This is a genomic window from Streptomyces sp. NPDC008313 (genome assembly GCF_042956125.1).
In the GTDB taxonomy this organism is placed as follows: domain Bacteria; phylum Actinomycetota; class Actinomycetes; order Streptomycetales; family Streptomycetaceae; genus Streptomyces.
In genome coordinates, this window is the sequence record NZ_JBIBFR010000016.1 from 125,988 (window position 1) to 145,765 (window position 19,778).

Annotated in this window: 15 protein-coding genes; 5 read left to right on the forward strand and 10 right to left on the reverse strand. The window is 70.7% G+C overall.

Annotated elements, in window-relative coordinates:
- Positions 1–71: 71 nt before the first annotated feature.
- The gene (locus ACFY93_RS22515; RefSeq protein WP_391361838.1) at positions 72–1,088 is read left to right on the forward strand and encodes a helix-turn-helix transcriptional regulator; all 1,017 of its coding nucleotides are present in this window, start codon (positions 72–74) and stop codon (positions 1,086–1,088) included.
- A 29-nt stretch (positions 1,089–1,117) separates the two neighbouring features.
- Complete coding sequence (locus ACFY93_RS22520) at positions 1,118–2,068, forward strand: LuxR C-terminal-related transcriptional regulator (protein ID WP_391361841.1); 951 nt, start codon at positions 1,118–1,120, stop codon at positions 2,066–2,068.
- Here the strand turns inward: ACFY93_RS22520 and ACFY93_RS22525 are convergent.
- Positions 2,031–3,074 (reverse strand): LuxR C-terminal-related transcriptional regulator, encoded by a 1,044-nt coding sequence (locus tag ACFY93_RS22525; protein WP_391361846.1) that lies wholly within the window; start codon positions 3,072–3,074, stop codon positions 2,031–2,033. The genes ACFY93_RS22520 and ACFY93_RS22525 overlap by 38 nt on opposite strands.
- 203 nt (positions 3,075–3,277) lie before the next feature.
- Between ACFY93_RS22525 and ACFY93_RS22530 the strand changes: the two genes are divergently transcribed.
- Entirely contained in the window at positions 3,278–4,123 is an 846-nt protein-coding gene (locus tag ACFY93_RS22530; RefSeq protein ID WP_391361849.1) for a LuxR C-terminal-related transcriptional regulator, read from the forward strand.
- A gap of 217 nt (positions 4,124–4,340) precedes the next feature.
- Here the strand turns inward: ACFY93_RS22530 and ACFY93_RS22535 are convergent, their stop codons facing one another.
- From ACFY93_RS22535 to ACFY93_RS22575, 9 genes are all read right to left on the reverse strand, one after another.
- Positions 4,341–6,161 (reverse strand): hypothetical protein, encoded by a 1,821-nt coding sequence (locus ACFY93_RS22535; RefSeq protein WP_391361852.1) that lies wholly within the window; start codon positions 6,159–6,161, stop codon positions 4,341–4,343.
- Positions 6,162–6,486: 325 nt separating this feature from the next.
- The gene (locus ACFY93_RS22540) at positions 6,487–7,182 is read right to left on the reverse strand and encodes an ATP-binding cassette domain-containing protein (RefSeq protein ID WP_391361858.1); all 696 of its coding nucleotides are present in this window, start codon (positions 7,180–7,182) and stop codon (positions 6,487–6,489) included.
- 119 nt (positions 7,183–7,301) lie between these two features.
- On the reverse strand, positions 7,302–7,676 hold the full coding sequence (locus ACFY93_RS22545) for a hypothetical protein (RefSeq protein ID WP_391361860.1): 375 nt from the start codon (positions 7,674–7,676) through the stop codon (positions 7,302–7,304).
- A gap of 252 nt (positions 7,677–7,928) precedes the next feature.
- A complete protein-coding gene (locus ACFY93_RS22550) occupies positions 7,929–9,056 on the reverse strand; it encodes a substrate-binding domain-containing protein (RefSeq protein WP_391361863.1) in 1,128 nt (375 codons plus the stop codon).
- A gap of 493 nt (positions 9,057–9,549) precedes the next feature.
- On the reverse strand, positions 9,550–10,005 hold the full coding sequence (locus ACFY93_RS22555) for a heat shock protein transcriptional repressor HspR (RefSeq protein ID WP_391361865.1): 456 nt from the start codon (positions 10,003–10,005) through the stop codon (positions 9,550–9,552).
- A 7-nt stretch (positions 10,006–10,012) separates the two neighbouring features.
- Complete coding sequence (dnaJ, locus tag ACFY93_RS22560; protein ID WP_391361866.1) at positions 10,013–11,209, reverse strand: molecular chaperone DnaJ; 1,197 nt, start codon at positions 11,207–11,209, stop codon at positions 10,013–10,015.
- Between the two features lie 42 nt (positions 11,210–11,251).
- The gene (gene grpE, locus ACFY93_RS22565) at positions 11,252–11,914 is read right to left on the reverse strand and encodes a nucleotide exchange factor GrpE (protein WP_391361868.1); all 663 of its coding nucleotides are present in this window, start codon (positions 11,912–11,914) and stop codon (positions 11,252–11,254) included.
- Positions 11,911–13,776 (reverse strand): molecular chaperone DnaK, encoded by a 1,866-nt coding sequence (gene dnaK, locus ACFY93_RS22570; protein ID WP_391361871.1) that lies wholly within the window; start codon positions 13,774–13,776, stop codon positions 11,911–11,913. Before dnaK ends, grpE begins: the two co-directional genes overlap by 4 nt.
- 164 nt (positions 13,777–13,940) lie before the next feature.
- Positions 13,941–15,131, reverse strand: coding sequence for an undecaprenyl/decaprenyl-phosphate alpha-N-acetylglucosaminyl 1-phosphate transferase (locus ACFY93_RS22575; protein ID WP_391361874.1), 1,191 nt, complete (start codon positions 15,129–15,131; stop codon positions 13,941–13,943).
- A 278-nt stretch (positions 15,132–15,409) separates the two neighbouring features.
- Between ACFY93_RS22575 and ACFY93_RS22580 the strand changes: the two genes are divergently transcribed.
- Positions 15,410–17,725, forward strand: coding sequence for a heterodisulfide reductase-related iron-sulfur binding cluster (locus ACFY93_RS22580; protein ID WP_391361876.1), 2,316 nt, complete (start codon positions 15,410–15,412; stop codon positions 17,723–17,725).
- Positions 17,726–18,102: 377 nt separating this feature from the next.
- Complete coding sequence (locus tag ACFY93_RS22585) at positions 18,103–19,554, forward strand: FG-GAP and VCBS repeat-containing protein (RefSeq protein ID WP_391361879.1); 1,452 nt, start codon at positions 18,103–18,105, stop codon at positions 19,552–19,554.
- The last annotated feature ends 224 nt before the right edge of the window (positions 19,555–19,778 follow it).

The window sequence follows — 19,778 nt, forward strand, 5'->3', positions numbered from 1 at the left end:
TTCAGGCACGTCATGGCCACACAATCGGTGCATCATGTTCCTGCACGTTCAGGACCCTGGGGGGTGGAGATTTGGTATCGAATGGGACTAATGCGACACATCCCCATGCGGTTACCGAGCTCTGTGAGGACGGAAGGCGCCTTTACGCAGATGCTCTGCGAACGGGACGCATCCTGCGGACCGAGGCCGAGTCCGCTCCGTGCCTGGTGGAGTTCGCGCTGCTTCACCCCGATCCGGATGATGCGGAATGGCTGCGTCCTGTACCCCCGGCGATCGCCCTGGCGCAACGGCTCAACCCCATCGAGCGCGACATCACCGAGCATCGACGGGCGTCGATCGCACTCTCCGAAATCTTCGAGCCGTTCATGGCCCTCGGTGTCCAGGACATCGCCCCGACCCACTCCATCAGCGTGCTGGAAGGCCTGGACCGCATCAACGCGGCTCTCGACCTGGCCACGGCCCATTGCCGGACCGAGATGCTCACTGTTCAGCCGAGTGGCAGCGCCCGCAGCGCCGAGAACCGCCTCGTGGAAGCACTGGAGCGTGACAAGCCGCTGATCGAGCGCGGGGTGCGCATCCGAACCCTCTACCAGCACACCGCGCGGTACAACCCCGAACGGCTCGCCTACGTCGACCAGTTCGCGAACGGCAAGGTCGAGTACCGCACCATCGACGAACTCGTCGAGCGCCTCATCATCTGTGACGAGGCCGTCGCCTTCATCCCCGTCCGTGATGACCGGCAGGTCGCCCTGGAACTGCGCCACCCCGGACTGGTGCGCTACCTCACCAAGGTGTTCGAGTTCATGTGGGGTCGCGCGGTGCCACTGTCCGCCGGCGCCCCCTACGAGACCGCCCCCGACGGCATCACCGACATCCAGCACTCCATAGCCAAGCTCCTCGTGGAGGGCCACGTCGACGAGGCGATCGCGCGCCGGCTCGGTATGAACGTCCGCACCTGCCGCGCCCACATAGCCAAGCTGGCCACCGTCCTCGGCAGCGGAAGCCGCGCTCAACTCGGCTACCTCATCGCACAGTCGGGAATCCTCGAACAGGAACACCGGGATCTGGGTGAAGAGAGCCAGCCGTGACCGACGAGGCACACGAGCACAGATCGGAGATGGTGTGTGAGACAGGCCTCGAACTCTACGCACGCGCTCTGCGCGACGAGTGCCTCCCCAGCGCGGAGGCCTTAGCGGCGCCCTGCCTCATCGACACGGGCCTCATGCACCCGACTGTCGAAGACCTGACCCGGCTGGAGCCGGTCGCACCGACGGTCGCCCTGCAACGGCTGCTGCGCGCCTCGGAGGACCGCATCGCCGACGAACGGCGGCGCGGGCAACGCATCGCCGATGCCATCGAGCCCCTCATACGCCTCGGAAGACATGACGCGGCGAGCGAGGACACTCCGGGACTGAGGATCCTCAGCAGCAAGGAGCGGACGAGCCAGGCCATCGCCGAAGCCATGGCCGAGGCGGACACCCAGGTACTGAGCATCCAGCCGTACGGCCCCCACCTCACCAGACGCCCTGACGTCCACGACGCCGCCATGGAACGGGACCAGGCATTCCTCGACCGCGGCGCCCGCATCCGCGCTCTGTACCAGCACACCGTCCGCCACTCCCCCTACACACACGCCCGCTACGAGCAACTCACCGGGGACGTGGAGGCGCGCACCCTGGACGAAATCACGGAACGCCTCATCATCGTGGACCGTACGGTCGCGTTCATCCCCGCCAGTGCCGACCGCTCCCTCGCCCTCGAAGTACGCCACCCCGCCCTCGTCACGTACTTCGTCAACACCTTCGACCGCTTCTGGCACCTGGCCACCCCCATGCACCCCGAAGCCGTCCACCAGCCCACCCTCGACGGCATCACCCCCCGCCAGCGCGCCATAGCCGCACTCCTCGTCGAAGGACACACCGACGCCGCCATCGCCGAACGCCTCGGCCTGAACGTCCGTACCGCCCGCGTCCACATCGCCAAACTCGCCGCCACCCTCGGCAGTGAGAGCCGCGCACAGCTCGGCTATCTCATCGGACGGTCGGGGATTCTGGACCAGGAACGGTGAAGGGTGTGGCCGCCGCCGTGCCGGCGGGGGCGTTGTCCAGGCCGGCCTTGGCTATGCGTACGCCCAACTGCGTGCGGCTGGCCGCGCCCAGGGTCTCCGAGAGGCGGGCGATGTGGGCGCGGGCCGTACGGACGCTTATGCCCAGCCGCTCCGCGATCGCCGCGTCCTGGTGGCCCTCCGCCAGCAGCGCCGCGATGGACTGCTCGCGGTGGGAGATGCCTTCGATGCCAGTGTCGGGGAGAGGGGCCGTCAGCGGGATCGCCAGCTGCCACAGGCGCTCGAAGACCGTGACGAGGTAGGTGATCAGCGCGGGGTGGCGTAGTTCGAGAGCCATCGTGTGGTCGCTGTTGGCGGGGATGAAGGCCACCGTGCGGTCGAAGAGGATGAGGCGGTCGACGACCTCGTCGAGGGTGCGTGCCTCCACCGCGTCGCCCATCAGCTCCAGGTAGTTGAGCAGCCCCTGGCCGTGCCGGGCGACATGCGTGTACAGGTCCCGCATCCGCACCCCGCGCCCGCGCAGCGCCAGCGCCCGCGGCAGCCCCTCCGCCAGCTCGTGCTCACGCCGGATGCCGCCGGGCTGGACGGTGAGCACTTCCGTCGAGCAGGCCTGTGTCGCCTCGTCCATGGCAGCCTGGATCCGGGCCAGCCCGTCCAGCACGCGGACCGCCGTGCCCTCCGTGGCGGCCGGGCTCACGACCTGCCGGCCGAGGCCCGCGTACCGCTCGAAGGCCTCCACCGCGGAGCCCACGCGCCGTTCGCTGGCGCTGACCTCGTCACGCACCCCGCGCAGCAGCCGGGTCATGACCTCCTGCGGGGAGGTCGGCACGAACCAGTCCATGTCGTCGGGGTCGGGGTGCAGCAGGGCCAGCTCCAGCAGGCAGGGCACCGTCTCCGCGTCCCGGCGCGGCACCCGGCCCCGCCGTACGGCCCGGGAGTACACGCGGTCCCCGGCCGCGCACAGCCGATCGGCACCGTGTGGATGCTCCTCCGCCCCGTGCCCGGTCATCGCCCATCCCACCCCCGGTTCCGGATCTTTCCGCAGCGCAACTATGCGCGGCCGCGCCCCGGTCCGCAACACGGGTCACCCCACGCAGGCGTCAGACAAAAAACGATATGCACCGATACGAACGCCCTCCGCTCCTCGCCCTTGCAACAAGCTGAAGGTGTCGAGAACGTACACGCTGCGTGCATGCTGAGTGACAGCGGAGCTTGACCGGCTCCGCCCGCCGTGCCCGTACCGCCGACCGTGACCACGTCGGCGATGACCAAGGGCTGCTGCACGGCGAGTGGGTGGGGAACCGGGGGAGGACGAAGATCGTGGTACGCGTGGGCATTCTCGGTCGGCAGGCGCTGGAACGCGCCGGAGTCAAACGTGTCCTGGAGGTGGACGAACGGATCCGGATCGTGGGCGAGGACTCGGTGGACCGGGCGTCGCACGTGGCGCGGACGTCCCGTCCGGACGTTCTGGTCACCAGCCACCACAGTCCGAAGGAGGCCCTCGAGGTCCTCCGGTCACCGGCAGCCGCGGCACAGCGGATGGCCCATGCCTCCGTCCCGGCGCCGGCGCACGTCGTACTGGTCGGCCACTTGTCGGAACACTCCACACGCATCCTGCTCCGCCACGGAGCCCGCGGAATCCTGCTGCGCGGTGACTCTTTGCGGCACCTGCCGTGGGCGGTGAGGGCAGCCGCCGCGGGGACGATCGCTCTCGGCCCCGTGGCGGCACAGTTCCTGGTCGACCAGTACCTTCAGCCCAGCCGTGCGGCCGACGACGTGGCCGCGGCGCGCGGTCTGCTGCGCAAGCTCAGTTCCCGGGAACGGGAGATCCTGCATCTCATGGCGGACGGGGTCTCGACCCCTGCCATGGCGGCGACGCTGGGCATCAGCACGCACACGGTCAAGGACCATATCCGCGGGGTCTACACGAAGCTCGACGTCGACAACCGCGTCCATGCCTCCCGCATCGTGTGGCAGGCACAGGTGCCCGCGGCGCACCACCCGACGGACCCCCTGACGCCGAACGCCACCGCGAACGACGGCCCACGAAGGCCCTGACGGCCCCGCACCGCACCGCATCGCACCCGATCGTGGGTTCCGTGCAGCAGGCGCACGGCTCATACCTCGCGGAGAAGCGCCAGGCGCCAGGCGCCAGGCGCCAGGCGGCAAACGACAGAGGGGTGTGGGCCGTATGCCCACACCCCTCGGCCGCGGCAGGTCCTCCGCGTCGCCTACGAACGGCACCCCTTCGGCCGTCGCCGGCAGACGCTTCGCGTCACTCGTTGCGCGGGCGCCACAACAGCCCCGCCGCCGACGCCGTCCGTGCGCCCCACCAGGCCATCACCACCGCGCATCCCAGCCCGGCCGCGCCCACCGCCGACAGCGCGGCCAGCCGGTCGGCGGAGTCCGCCATCAGCGGTGTGGTCACGTACCAGGTCACGGCGACGGCCGCGGACACCGCGAAGGCGGTGGGCGCGAGGAGTGACCAGACGGAGACCGCGTAGTACACGCGGCCGTTGCCGCTGAGCACCGAGACCGGGCCCAGTTCGCGGCCCGTCCGGACGAACTGGGCCACGGAGCCGATGCCGGCCACGGCCACGATCACCAGCACCCCCGCGACGGAGAGCAGTTCCAGCCACCGCTGAGCCGCGATACCCTCCCCGCTCCCACCGAGGGTGCCTTCCATCGCGAACACCCGCACGTCCGTCGCCATCGCCAGATGCGCGTTGGCGGCTCGGTGCACCTGTGCGAGCGACAGTTGTCGGCCGTCCTGAGCCACGACCACCAGGGCCGGCTCCTCGGACGTACGCACCATCTTGGACACGTCCCCCTCACTGGCGTAGAGGCGCGTTCCGACCGACCGCTCCAGCTCCGCCGCCTGGGCCAGGCCTGCGTGGCGCGTACGCAGTTCGGCAGGGACCGCGGCCGGACAATCGACCCCCAGCCCGTGCCAGGCAGGGCAGTCCGCGATGAGATCGATCCGTCCCGTCCGGAAGTTCCTCTTCACGGCCAGGGCGTGCACTCCCGTCCCCAGGGCCCGTTCGAACGACGGCACGTCGGCCATGGTCGTGGACAGGGTGGTCGACACGCCCACCACGCTGGTGCCGAGGTGTTCCTCCACAGCGTGGACCTGATCGCTCGTGTCCGTGAACAGGCTGATCGCGATCTGCCCCTGGGCGGCGAGACCGATCGCGACGACCACGGCGGCCACCAGTCGCGCGACCGGACGGGCGCCCACCGCGAGCCGCCGGCCGGCGACCAGCATGCCGACCCGGCCGCGCGCGGCACCTGACCTCGCCAGTACGGGTCCGACGGAGGACACCACGGCACCGGTCACGCCGGGCAACAGGGCGACGGTGATCACGCTGCCGGCCGCCAGGACGGGCAGGCGCAGGTCGTAGGGGGCCAGGTCCGTGCCTCGCACCGTTCCGAAGAGGGCGACGGGGAACAGCCACAGCATCCACTCGCGGCGCCGTCCGGCGCTCACGGGCCGGGTCGAGGCGCCCGGCCGGTACGGCGGCTGCAGCAGCACCACGGCGGCCAGAACGGCGAACGGCAGGCCCAGCGCCGCGGCGACGAGGCCGGGGAGCGCGGCGCGGGCGTCGGGCGAGTACAGCACGAAGTCGACGACGGGCAACGGCACGTCGGTGAGGAGTACGGGAGCGACCAGCACGGCCGCCACCGCCGCGCCGAGGGCCACGGGTACGAACGCCTCCCCCGCCGTGAACCAGGCCCGGGCTCCGCCCGAGGCGCCCAGTGCGGTCAGGATCGCTGTCCTGCGGTCCCGTGCGGCCGCGCCGACCCGCGCGGCGATGACCACGAACAGCCCGGCCGGGAGGCCCACCAGTGCCAGGTACGCCCAGGTGAACTCGTTCGAGCCGAAGTTGTAGAGGTGTTCGCCGAGCGGCGGTGTCCAGGAGGCGCCGAAGCCCGAGACCTTGGTCATTCCCTCGGGATCCAGCCGCTCGGCGGTCGGCCGTACGTACGCGAAGTACTCGCTCGGCGACTCCAGCCCGTCCGGGGCGATGCTGCCCACGGGCCGGCCGTACTCGCCCCGCACCTGGCTGCCGACCGCCTGCAGGGCGGGCGAGAGCACCGCCTGGCCGGGCTTCGGCCGGGCGGCAGGGGTGCGCTGGGGGTGAGGGGCTCGATGTAGACCACGTCGTACTGGCGGTCGTCGACGCTCGCCGACGTCGCCCGCCAGAGCAGTGTGGCGGAGCCGGTGTGGGCGGCCTGCGGCCAACGGGCCTGGCTGCGCTCGGCCCGGCCGTCGAAAGAGGCCGCGGCGAGCAGGAACCCGCAGACGGCGAGAACCGCCACGACGGTGGCGGCGAACAGCGCGAGGTACCGGACGCGGCCCGCTTCGGCCGCGAGGGACGCTGCCCGCCCCATGCGGAGCAGCCGCCATCTCAGGCCGGCCCTCATCGCGCTTCCTGGACCTGGACGAGTCGTCCCTCGTGCAGTCGCAACCGCACGTCGGCACGGTCGGCCACCGTCGGGTCGTGCGTCACCACCACCAGGGCGCACCCGCGTTCCCGCGAAGTGCTGAACAGCAGGTCGGCCACGGCTTCCCGTTGCTCGCCGTCCAACGCCCCGGTCGGCTCGTCCGCCAGCAGCAGTTCGGGCGTGTTGACCAGGGCGCGCCCCACGGCGACTCGCTGCCTCTCGCCGCCGGACAGATCCCGTGTGGCCGTCGCCTCGGGTACGCCGAGAAGGGCGAGCAGCGACTCGGCGCGTGAGCGGGCATCGGCGACAGCCTCACCCGCCAGCAGGCTTGCGATCATCACGTTCTCGACCGGCGTGAGTTCGGGAAGGAGTTCGCCGAACTGGAAGACCATGCCGATGTGCCGCCTCCGGTGCGCGGCGAGGGTGCGGGAGGACAGCCGGGTCACGTCCTGCCCCACCACCTCGACACGCCCCGACTGGGGACGGATCAGCCCCATGACGCACATCAGCAGGGTGGACTTGCCGCTTCCGGAGGGGCCCATCACGGAGACGGAACGGCCGGCCGGGACGCTGAGTTCGGCTCCGGCGAGCAGGCTTCGGCCGGACACGCCGTAGACCACCTCGCTCAGTTCCAGCACGGGCGGGGCATGGGGGACGGGGGATAAGGTCACGCGGAGCTCCCTTGCTCGGGGGGATCACTCGATTCGCACGGCGCCGACAACGCAGCCTGACCGAGAGGCCGGTCGGCCCCTCGGTCAGGCGGTATGACGACTGGGCCGGCGGGTCGCCGTCAGCCGGAGTGCCAGTCGGTGTGGTGGTCGGGCAGGTTGTTGCGTGACACCGTGCCGCGGGCCTTGTAGATCTCGGAGTGCCTGCCGCTCTCGACCGTCCCCCGGTTGCCGTCGTTGTCGGACGGACCGTTGGGGCCGTCCTTGTTCCACAGGGTCAGCTTGGTGCCCTCATGGGCCACGCGGAAATACTCCGCGTTCACCCAGTGGCTGGAACCCGTGTCCTTGATGTTCATGATCGTGCGGTCACCCTCGGTCCAGAACCGGAGCTCACCGTTGAACTCGTGCGGCCCGATCTCGTACGCGAAGGCAGGAGTCGCCGTACTGAGGGCCAGGGCGGCGATGGCGCCGATTCCCAGCCGTCGTGCGATTCTCACGTTCACTGGTGTGTGTCCCCTCGTCTGACGGAGTTCCCCGACCGTGGTGAGCGGCAGGGAGTGAACGGCACGTCCGAGGACTGTGCGGTTCCTGTGGCTCCAAGACTGCTCGGTGACGATTTGCAGGAGAACCCACCCGTCGGGGGGTATGTCCCCGCCCCCCGCCCTACCGGGGGGACGGACGGGGAACACGCGCACGCCCCCGTCCTGCCGGAGGACGGGGGCGCGGGCGCGGGCGCGGAAGCGGGGGTTCTACTTGAGGTCGATCGCCGCGCAGCCCGCCTTGTACTTGGAGGTGCAGATCTGCTTGACGGTGTAGATGCCGTCCCTGACCACCGTGTCCTGGATGTTCTCTTTGGTGAGGGCGACCACGGGGACGAACTTGGCCGGGACCTTCGTGCCGTCGGCGGCGTCGGCCTTGGCGCGGGTGAGCGCGTCGAACTCGATGGTGCGGCCCTGGACCTTCGCCACGGCCATCTCGGCGGCCGTGTTGGCCTCCTGCGGGTACGACTTGTAGACGCTCATGTACTGGTCGCCCTTGACGATGCGCTGCACCGCGTCGAGCTCGGCGTCCTGGCCGGTGACCGGCGGGACCTTGCTGACACCGGCGGTCTTCAGGACGTCGATGACCGCGCCGGCGATGCCGTCGTTGGCGGAGTAGACGCCGGCGACGTTGGAGAGGCCGACCTGGGCGATCGCCTGCTCCATGTTCTTCTTGGCGTTCTTCGGGTCCCACTTCTCGGTGTCGTACGTCTTGGCGATGATCACCTTGTCCTTGAGCTCGGCCATGGCGCCCGCCTTGAACTGGGCCGCGTTCGGGTCGGTGACCGCGCCGTTCATCATGATGATCTGCTTGCCGGAGGCACCGTCGCCGAGGGACTCGACCAGGGCGCGGCCCTGGACCTCGCCGACGAGCTCGTTGTCGAAGGAGATGTACGCGTCGATGGGGCCCTGCGCCAGCCTGTCGTACGCGATGACCGGGATACCGGCCGCCTTCACCTTCTTGATGCCGCTCGCGATCCCCTTGGAGTCGACCGCGTCCACGACCAGCACGTCGACCTTGTCCTCGACCATCTGGGCGAGCTGGCTGTTCTGCTTGGACGCGCTCTGCTCGGCGTTGGCGTACTGGACCCTGCCCTTGTGGTTCGTGAGCTGCTCGACCTTCTCCTTGAAGATCGGGTAGTCGAACTTCTCGTAACGAGTGTTCGCCTTCTCCGGGAGGAGCAGGCCCACCGTGATGTCGTCGCCCCTGGTCGGGCTCGCCTCGTCTCCGCCGCCCCCGATCCCGTCCACCATGCCGCAGGCGGCGAGGGTGACGGCCATCGTGGACGTGGCCAGGGCTATGACCGTGCGACGCACACGGGTGTTACGAGTGTTCACATCAGGTGCCTTCCGGGCGAGGTTGCAGCTTTGCGACCCAGTTGGCTGAAAGCCAACGCGGGAAGCCACCTCAGCGTCAAGGAGTAAACACTTAACGAGATGGCAACAGCGTTCTGTGTAAACCGAGTGAAGAGTCGGAGAAGAGCGGGTCGCACGCTGTTCGCTCCGTCTTCATCCTGGACCCGGACGGGCCAACTCCGCCGATGAAGAGGGACGTTGGCTGATTTCCGTCGCCGCCGGGGCGACCCCGGGCCGACCGGCGGGGCGACGGCTGGTTTCCGCAAGACGGTCAAACGCCATACGCGATGACATCCCATGGCGATCGGTGCACTTCGTGCACAACGGGCCGGGACACGGGTGAGGGCCCGGAGACGTGATGTCTCCGGGCCCTCACCCGTGCGTCGTGTCCGTGGACGTGGCCATGGAGGGGAGACGGACGCGGACGTGACCGCGCCGCCCGCCCACGCCTCCGCCCGCCCGCGCCGCCCGCCCGTCAGTCCGAGGGCTGCCGCTTGGGCCGCCACACCACCAGCGCGCTGGTCTGCTGGACCTCCTGGTACGGAACCAGGTCGCGGCGGTAGGAGGCGTGGACCGCGGCCTCGCGCTGCTGCATGGCCACCGCCGCGCCGTCGACCGCCGACTGGAGCTCGGCGACGCGCTGCTGCAGCGCGGCGACCTGGTTCTCCAGTTCGATGATCCGCTTGATGCCGGCGAGGTTGATGCCTTCGTCCTGCGACAACTGCTGGACGGCACGCAGCAGTTCGATGTCGCGGGCCGAGTAGCGGCGGCCCCTGCCCGCGGTGCGGTCCGGGGAGACCAGGCCCAGCCGGTCGTACTGGCGCAGCGTCTGCGGGTGCAGACCCGAGAGCTGGGCCGCCACCGAGATGACGTAGACCGGGGTCTCCTCGGTCAGTTCGTACGGGTTGCGTCGACGGCCGGTCGAATCCATGGCGTCCTCATGCTCCCTTCGCGGCCTGGAACAGCTCCGCCCGCGGATCCTCCTCCGCGGTCGCCTCGCGATACGCCTCCAGCGCGTCACGAGCCTTCCCCGACAGGTCCGTGGGGACACTCACCTCGACGGTGACCAGCAGATCGCCGCGGGTGCCGTCCTTGCGGACCGCGCCCTTGCCGCGGGCGCGCATCGTACGGCCGTTGGGCGTGCCGGGAGGCAGCTTCAGGGTGACCGGCGGGCCGCCCAGCGTGGGCACGCGCACCTCTCCGCCCAGCGCGGCCTCGGCGAACGTCACCGGGACCGTGACCGTCAGGTTGTCGGCCTTGCGGCCGAAGACGGGGTGGGCGTCGACGTGGACGACGACGTACAGATCGCCGGCCGGGCCGCCCCGCTCGCCGGGGGCGCCCTTGCCGCGCAGCCGGATGCGCTGGCCGTCGCTCACCCCGGCGGGGATGCGGACCTGCATGGTCCGGGACGACTTGGCGCGGCCGCTGCCCTTGCAGACGTCGCAGGGGTTCTCGGCGATGAGGCCGCGGCCCTTGCAGTCCGGGCACGGGTCGGTCAGCGAGAAGCCGCCGCCCGAGCCGCGGGCGACCTGGCCGGTGCCGACACACGTCGGGCACACGCGCGGTGTGCCGTTCGCGTCACCGGTGCCGGAGCAGGCCTTGCAGGGCGCCTGGGAGGACATCCGCAGCGGCACCGTCGCGCCGTCCACGGCCTCCGTGAAGGTCAGCGTGACCTCGGTGTCGATGTCCTGGCCGCGCCGGGGCTGGGTCCGCGCTCCCGTACCCGCCCCCGCGCCGCCGCGGTTGAACAGGCCGCCGAAGACGTCCCCGATGCCGCCGCCGAAGCCGCCCTGGGCGGTCGAGCCGCCGCCCTGGCCACCGGCGCCTCCGAAGAGGTCGCCGAGGTCGAAGTTGAAGGAGCCGCCGCCCGCTCCGGGCCCCGGACGGAAGCCGCCGTTGCCGAAGAGGGCGCGTGCCTCGTCGTACTCCTTGCGCTTCTTGGGGTCACCGAGGACGTCGTTCGCCTCGGAGACCTCCTTGAAGCGCTCCTCCGCCTTCGCGTTGCCCTTGTTGGCGTCCGGGTGGAACTCGCGGGCGAGCTTCCGGTACGCCTTCTTGATCTCGGCCTCGGTGGCGTCCTTGGGGACGCCGAGGACCTTGTAGTAGTCCTTCTCGATGAAGTCCTTGGTACTCATCCCCGACGTCCCTCCTTCCGTGTGCGTTCCGTCCGGTCGGCGTCAGCCCTCGTCCGGGCCACCGCTCTCCTTCTCGTCCGGCGCCTCCGCCGCCTCGTCGGACTTGGCGGCCTGCGCCCCCGGCTGGGGCTCGGCGACGGCCACCCGCGCGGGGCGGATGGTGCGCTCGCCGAACCGGTACCCGGGCTGCAGAATCGCCACGCACGTGGTCTCGGTGACGTCCGGCGCGTAACTGTGCATCAGGGCTTCGTGGATCGTCGGGTCGAAGGGCTCGCCCTCCTTGCCGAACTGCTGGAGTCCCATCTTCGCCGCGACGGTCTCCAGCGACTCGGCCACCGACTTGAAGCCGCCGACCAGTTCGCCGTGCTCCCGGGCGCGGCCGATGTCGTCGAGGACGGGCAGGAGCTCGGACAGGAGGTTCGCGATGGCGATCTCCTTGACCGCGATCCGGTCGCGCTCGACCCGGCGGCGGTAGTTCTGGTACTCGGCCTGGAGCCGCTGGAGGTCCGCGGTGCGCTCGCCGAGGGCGGTGCGCGCCTGGTCCAGCTGTGCCGTCAGTCCCGCCGTCTGCGCGGCGGCCGATGCGTCCCCGGCCGGGGCCGCCCCCTCCTCCGCGGAGGGGGCGGTCTGCGGCTCGGCGTCGTCAGGGGTGGCGCCGGAGGGGACGTCAGGCTTCTCTTCGAAACCCGGGGTCTCCTCCGTCACGCGGCACCGTCCTTACGGTCCTCGTCGACGATCTCGGCGTCGACGACGTCGTCGTCAGCGGACTTGGCACCGGCGTCGGCGCCGGGGGCCTCGCCTCCGGCCGCCTGCGCGGCCTGGGCGTCCGCGTACATGGCCTGGCCCAGCTTCTGGGAGACGGCGGCGACCTTCTCGGTGGCCGTGCGGATCTCCGCCGTGTTGTCGCCCTCGGCGGACTCGCCCTTGAGCTTCTCCTTCAGCTCGGCGACGGCCTCCTCGACCTCGGTCTTGACGTCACCGGGGACCTTGTCCTCGTTGTCCTTGAGGAACTTCTCCGTCTGGTAGACGAGCTGCTCGCCCTGGTTGCGGGTCTCGGCGGCCTCGCGGCGGGCGTGGTCCTCCTCCGCGTACTTCTCGGCCTCCTGGCGCATCCGGTCGACCTCGTCCTTCGGCAGCGAGGAGCCGCCGGTGACGGTCATCTTCTGCTCCTTGCCCGTGCCGAGGTCCTTCGCGGTCACGTGCATGATGCCGTTGGCGTCGATGTCGAAGGCGACCTCGATCTGCGGGACACCGCGCGGGGCCGGCGGCAGACCGGTCAGCTCGAACATCCCGAGCTTCTTGTTGTACGCCGCGATCTCGCGCTCGCCCTGGTAGACCTGGATCTGCACGGAGGGCTGGTTGTCCTCGGCGGTGGTGAAGATCTCGGACCGCTTGGTCGGGATCGTCGTGTTCCGCTCGATGAGCTTGGTCATGATGCCGCCCTTGGTCTCGATACCGAGGGACAGCGGGGTGACGTCGAGGAGCAGGACGTCCTTGACCTCGCCCTTGAGGACACCGGCCTGGAGGGCGGCGCCGATGGCGACGACCTCGTCGGGGTTGACGCCCTTGTTGGCCTCGTTGCCGCCGGTCAGCTCCTTGACGAGCTCGGCGACGGCCGGCATACGGGTGGAGCCGCCGACGAGAACGACGTGGTCGATCTCGGACAGCTGGATGCCCGCGTCCTTGATGACGTTGTGGAACGGCGTCTTGCAGCGTTCCAGCAGGTCGGCAGTGAGCTGCTGGAACTGGGCGCGGGTGAGCTTCTCGTCCAGGTGCAGCGGGCCCTCGGCGGACGCCGTGATGTAGGGCAGGTTGATCGAGGTCTCGGTGGACGAGGACAGCTCGATCTTGGCCTTCTCGGCGGCCTCGCGCAGACGCTGCAGGGCCATCTTGTCCTTGGACAGGTCCACGCCGTGACCGGACTGGAACTGCTTCACCAGGTAGTCGACGACACGCTGGTCCCAGTCGTCACCACCGAGGTGGTTGTCACCGTTGGTGGCCTTCACCTCGACGACGCCGTCGCCGATCTCCAGGAGGGACACGTCGAAGGTGCCGCCACCGAGGTCGAAGACGAGGATCGTCTGGTCGTCCTTGTCGAGGCCGTACGCCAGGGCGGCGGCGGTCGGCTCGTTCACGATGCGCAGGACGTTCAGGCCCGCGATCTCGCCGGCCTCCTTGGTGGCCTGGCGCTCGGAGTCGTTGAAGTACGCCGGGACGGTGATGACCGCGTCCGTGACCTTCTCACCCAGGTAGGCCTCGGCGTCGCGCTTCAGCTTCTGCAGGATGAAGGCGCTCATCTGCTGCGGGTTGAAGTCCTTGCCGTCCAGGTTGATCTTCCAGTCAGTGCCCATGTGGCGCTTGACCGAACGGACCGTCCTGTCGACGTTCGTGACCGCCTGGCGCTTGGCGACCTCGCCGACCAGCACCTCACCGTTCTTCGCGAAGGCGACGACGGACGGCGTGGTCCTGGCACCCTCGGCGTTGGTGATGACGGTGGGCTCGCCGCCCTCCAGAACGCTGACGACGGAGTTAGTCGTGCCCAGGTCGATGCCGACCGCACGTGCCATTTCAATTCCTCCAGCTGACATGACTTGAGTGGAACTGGCTCAAGTGTGCACGACGCCCGGCGCCGGGTCAACAGAGCTGAGTCGAGGGGGCTCAAGTCTTATCTTCCGCTTACCCGCAGGCGGCCACTGAGCTGGGGCCGGGCGGCCGTCTCACGGGCGGCCGGTCACGCCGCCGGGGCCTTCCCCGTACGGGTGCCGCCGCCCGGACGGGGGCGCGGCGCCCGGTGGCCGCGGGTACCCCCGTCGTCGTACGGCGGAACATCGCGGAATCCGCGGCCCCGCGGCGGCCGGACGCGACGGCTCTCGTACGGGCGGAGGCGGCGGCTCTCGTACGGGCCCGTCCGGCCGGTCTCGTAGGGACGGCGGCCGGTGTCGTACGGGCGGCCGGGGCGGCCCCGGCGGCCGGGACGGGCCGCGCCGCCCGCCGGGACGCGGGACAGCACCAGGACGGCCAGCAGCGTGCCGCCCGCCACCCACAGCGGCGCCCTCGGGCTCACGTGGCCGAGGTCGAGCAGCAGTCCGACGAGGGCGCAGGCGCCGGCGGCGAGGCCCAGGAAGAGCGTGGCGCCCTGCGGGGTCAGCCCGAGCCGGCGCAGCCGGTGCGCCGCGTGGCCGCCCCGGCGGCGGCTCGCGAGCAGGACGAGGGCGACGTCGGCGACCGCCACGGCCGTCGGCGCGAACAGCGCGCCCAGGCCCGGACCGGCCTCGCGGCCCGCGTGCACCATCACCCCGCCGGAGGCGAGCAGGAACCCGGTGAACAGGGCGCCGCAGCGGCCGGACACCATCCGGGCCGGGCACCAGTTGTGCATCAGGAACCCGGCGAGCGCCGCGGCCAGCACACTCAGCAGGGCGGCGAGCCCGTCCGCGAACGCGGCGGAGGCGCAGCCGCTGAGGGCGAAGGCGGTGACGACGGCGACCACTCCCATGGCCCCGTCCGCGTGGTCGAGGGAGGCGAAGGCGAGCGTGCCGAAGACGATCCAGCCGACGGCCAGCACGCCGACCCCGACGTCGAGCCGGTCGTAGGGGACGACGAGGGCGGAGGCGATGCCGAGGCCGGTGAGCCGCAGGGCGAGCGGGAGGGCGCACAGGTCGGCGACCAGCCCCAGCGTGCCCACGCCGAGCGCCACGACCAGCAGCGTCGCCGCGTCGGAGCCGAGCCGGAAGGTGCCGGTCCACTCTCCCGCCCCCGCGACCAGCCCCGTCCCCGCCATGACCGCGACGCCGCCGAGCCGGGGCACGACCCGGGCCCGGCGCCGCTCGACGAGGCCGAGCCGCAGCGCGGGGAACCGCAGCAGTGCGCAGAGCACGGCGGTGAGGAGGAGGGCCGCGACGGCGGCGGTGATCCCATACAGCACGGCGCTAATTTAGACGGTGATGTCACTATTTGACGTGCATAACACGATCAGGTTTTCCCGGTCGGCCCGATGGGCGCCTTCGCCGGGAGGGATCGACACGATCGGCCCGCACCCGCCCGGCCCCGGCTCAGGCAACCCTCAGCGACGCAGATCACCGCACGCGCGGCTACAGTGCGGCGGCAGAAGTGGGTAGTGTCGGACGGACTGGGTAAGTTACCGCTTAGTAATCTGTCTACCCACCGCTGAATCCCCACCTCGCAGGCCCGAGGAGCCCCCAAATGCAGCTCGCCGCGATCATCGTGTCGCTGGTCCTGACCGTGGTCGGCGTTGCGCTCATCGCCCGAGCCGTCGCGCAGATCTACCGGTTCATCAAGCTCGGCCAGCCGGTCCCGGCCGGTTCCCGCACCGACGAATGGAAGGCCCGCAGCGTCACGCTGGCCAAGGAGTTCGTCGGCCACACCCGGATGAACCGGTGGGGGATCGTCGGCGTCGCGCACTGGTTCGTCGCCGTCGGCTTCCTGACGCTTCCGCCGACCCTGGCCCAGGCCTACGGGCAGCTGTTCGAGGCCGACTGGACCCTGCCGGTGCTCGGGGGCTTCCTGCCCTTCGAGATGTACATCGAGTTCATCGGTGTGATGACGACGCTCGGCATCCTCGTCCTGATGGCGATCCGGCTGCTGAACCTGCCGTCCCGCCCCGGCCGCAAGTCGCGCTTCGCGGGCTCCAAGGCCTGGCAGGCCTACTTCGTCGAGTACGTCATCCTCGCCATCGGCCTGGCGATCTACACCCTGCGCGGCCTCGAGGGCGCGATCCACCACGTGGACCACTACGAGGCCGCGTACTTCGCCTCGTACCCGCTGGTCCTGGCCTTCAAGGGCCTGAGCGCCGTGACGCTGCAGAACCTGGTCTACCTGGTCGCGATGATCAAGATCGGCGTCTCCCTGATCTGGATGATCACGGTCGCGCTGAACACCAACATGGGTGTCGCCTGGCACCGTTTCCTCGCCTTCCCGAACATCTGGTTCAAGCGCGACGCGCAGGGCGGCACGGCCCTCGGCGAGCTCCAGCCGATGACGTCGGGCGGCAAGCCGATCGACTTCACCGACCCCGGCGAGGACGACGTCTTCGGCGTCTCCCAGGTCGAGCAGTTCTCCTGGAAGGGCCTGCTGGACTTCTCCACCTGCACCGAGTGCGGCCGCTGCCAGTCGCAGTGCCCCGCCTGGAACACCGGCAAGCCCCTCTCCCCCAAGCTCCTGATCATGTCCCTGCGCGACCACGCGCACGCCAAGGCCCCCTACCTGCTGGCCGGCGGCGGCAAGACGATGGAGGGCGAGGAGAAGGCGTCCGAGGAGCAGCTGAAGGACGTCCCCGCGGCGGCCCTCGCGGAGGCCGAGCGTCCGCTGATCGGCACGCTCGAGGAGAACGGCGTCATCGACCCTGACGTCCTGTGGTCCTGCACCACCTGCGGCGCCTGCGTCGAGCAGTGCCCGGTGGACATCGAGCACGTCGACCACATCGTCGACATGCGCCGCTACCAGGTCATGATCGAGTCGGCGTTCCCGTCCGAGGCGGGCACGATGCTCAAGAACCTGGAGAAGAAGGGCAACCCCTGGGGCCTGGCCAAGAAGCAGCGCCTGGAGTGGCTCAAGGAGCTCGACTTCGAGGTCCCGGTCGTCGGCAAGGACATCGAGGACCTCACCGAGGTCGAGTACCTGTACTGGGTCGGCTGCGCGGGCGCTCTGGAGGACCGCGCCAAGAAGACCACCAAGGCCTTCGCCGAGCTGCTGCACATCGCGGGCGTCAAGTTCGCGATCATGGGCGGCGACGAGAAGTGCACCGGTGACTCCGCCCGCCGCCTCGGCAACGAGCCCCTCTTCCAGGAGCTCGGCATGGAGAACGTCATGTCCCTCAACGCCGCCTTCGGCGAGGAGATGGACGACGACGGCAAGGTGATCCCGGAGTCGGCGAAGCCGAAGTCCGCGAAGAAGATCGTCGCCACCTGCCCGCACTGCCTCAACACCCTCGGCAACGAGTACCCGCAGCTCGGCGGCGACTACGAGGTCATCCACCACACCCAGCTGCTCCAGCACCTGGTCGACGAGGGCAAGCTGCTCCCGGTCACCCCGGTCGAGGGCATCATCACCTACCACGACCCCTGCTACCTGGGCCGCCACAACAAGATCTACACGCCTCCGCGCGAGATCATCGCCGCCGTCCCGGGCGTCCGGAACGAGGAGATGCACCGCCACAAGGAGCGCGGCTTCTGCTGCGGCGCCGGTGGCGCGCGGATGTGGATGGAGGAGCGGATCGGCAAGCGCATCAACAACGAGCGGGTCGACGAGGCGCTGTCGCTGAACCCCGACATCATCTCCACCGCCTGCCCGTTCTGCCTGGTCATGCTGACCGACTCGGTCAACGGCAAGAAGGCTGAAGCGAACAGCGGCTCCGCCGCGGGCGGCCAGGCGAAGGAGTCCGTGCAGGTCGTCGACGTCGCCCAGCTGCTGCTGGACTCCGTCAGGACCCCGGCCGACGACGAGCCCCCGGCGGGCTCCGCCGAGTCGGAGAACGCGCCGGAACCGGAGCCGGTGAAGTGACCCGGTAGGCGGATACGGCCCTGACAGAGGCCTCTGTCAGGGCTCCCGACAGCGAAGCGCCCCATGCCCCGTCCGTACGGCGGCACGGGGCGCTTCGCTGTCCCCGTCCCCGGCGCCTGGTGAGTGATGCCGCACCGTGACTGGTCCCGCACCGCCCCGCTCTCAACCCGCCGCCCTGACAGGCGCATGATGACCGGGTTGGTGTCACCGGTGCGGACGGGGTGGACGGTGGGCGGGCTGGGCGGGCCGGACGGGCGAGGGGCCGGGAGACGGACGGGGCCCTTCACGGCGGGCGCGGCGGGCTGCGCCCCACTGCTCGCGGCCGAGCCCCACGTGACCTTCTCCACCTCGGAGTTCCTCGTAGCGGAAGGGGCCTGATGCGCCCGCGTACGACCATGTCCTGCTGTGCCGTCCTGCTGCTGGCGGTCACCGGATGCCAGTCGGAGGGCGGGTCACAGGACCGGCCCGCCGACGCCCGGCCCTCCCCGGGCCGAGCCTCCGACGACCCCGCGCCCGGCGACTTCAACGGCGACGGCTACGACGACCTCGTGGACGTCGTGGACTCCCGGTCGAAGGACGGCGGGCGGCAGGCCCAGACCCTGGTCGTGGTCTCCGGTTCGCGCCAGGGCCTCAACACGGCCTGGGTCAAGCGGGTCCGGATGCCCGCAGGACAGATCCTCCTGTCCGGGCCGCTGCGGGCCGACCTCGACGGGGACGGGTTCACCGACCTGGTGGGCAGCCGCGGCAAGGGACTCGCCGACGCACGGACGTTCGCGCTGTTCGGCGGCGCGCGCGGACTCGGTGCGCCCCGTCTCCTCGACCTGCCGCCGGGGTTCCGTCCCCTGGCCGCCGCCGACTTCGACGGCGACGGCTCCGTGGACCTGCTCGACGGCGGCCGGGGCGGCACCGGCTCCCCCTCCGCCACCGGTCCCGCCACCGGCGGCTCGCTCCGGTACGGCCCCTTCGACCGCGCGGGCACGGCCCGGCGGGACGCACGACTCGACCTGGGCCAGGACGGATACGCCTCTCCCAACGCGGCCGTGACCGGCGACTTCGACGGAGACGGCCGCGCCGAGGCCGTCCTCACCTACTCCTTCGACGCGGAGGAGGACGAGTCGGCGCCCGACGGCCTGCACGCGGTCGGCCTCTACGAAGGCGGCGGGCAGGGCCTCGTCCGGGACACCACCGGCCTGGAGGACCGCGTCGCCCGGATCCTGTCGACCCAGGACGGCCCGCGCGTCCCGGCGGCCGGCGACGCGGACGGAGACGGCACCGACGATCTGCTGCTGCCCACCCGGCTCGCCGTCGCCCCCGCCGACATGCCGGGCACCGGCGGCGCGCTGACCATCCTGTACGGCGCCAAGTCGGGCCTGGGCACGGGCCGCGCCGAGACCGTGATCGGCGACGACGCGGGCGACAGGCGCCGCGTCGACTTCGGATCGTCCCCGGCCGTCGGCGACGTCAACGGCGACCGGCGGCCGGACGTCGTGGTCAACACGCCGGACTTCCGGCGGCACGACGGGAAGGTCACGCTCCTGCCGGGCGGCGGTGACGGCGTCCCGTCGGCCGAGGGGGAGCAGTCGGTCGACACGGAGACCGACGGGCTGCCGGGCACCCCGAACCCGTACCACTGGAACGCCTTCGCCCACCGGCCCCCGCTCCTCGACGTGAACGGCGACGGCCACGCGGACGCGGTCGTCTTCGGCCCGCTGTACGAGAAGCGGAAGGGTGCCTATCTGGTGCTCCGGGGGACGGACGCCGGGTTCGACGCGAGGAAGGCGCGGTTGTTCACCCCGGACGACATCGGCGTGCCCCTGCGGCTGCGATGATCCCGCTGACGAGCCCCGGAGCCGGTTTCCGGCCCCGGGGTTCCAGGAATCACAGAAACCACAGAACTTTTCCGAACTCACGTACAACCCTCAGGCCCCTCCGTCGGTCTCCTGTTCGCCTACCGCACCGCGAACCCTGGACCAACTCCGGGCAAACGCGGAGGTACGCACCCCATTGACAGTGGGCGCCCCTCGAGGGCGCCCCCGCATGCCGCAGGAGAATC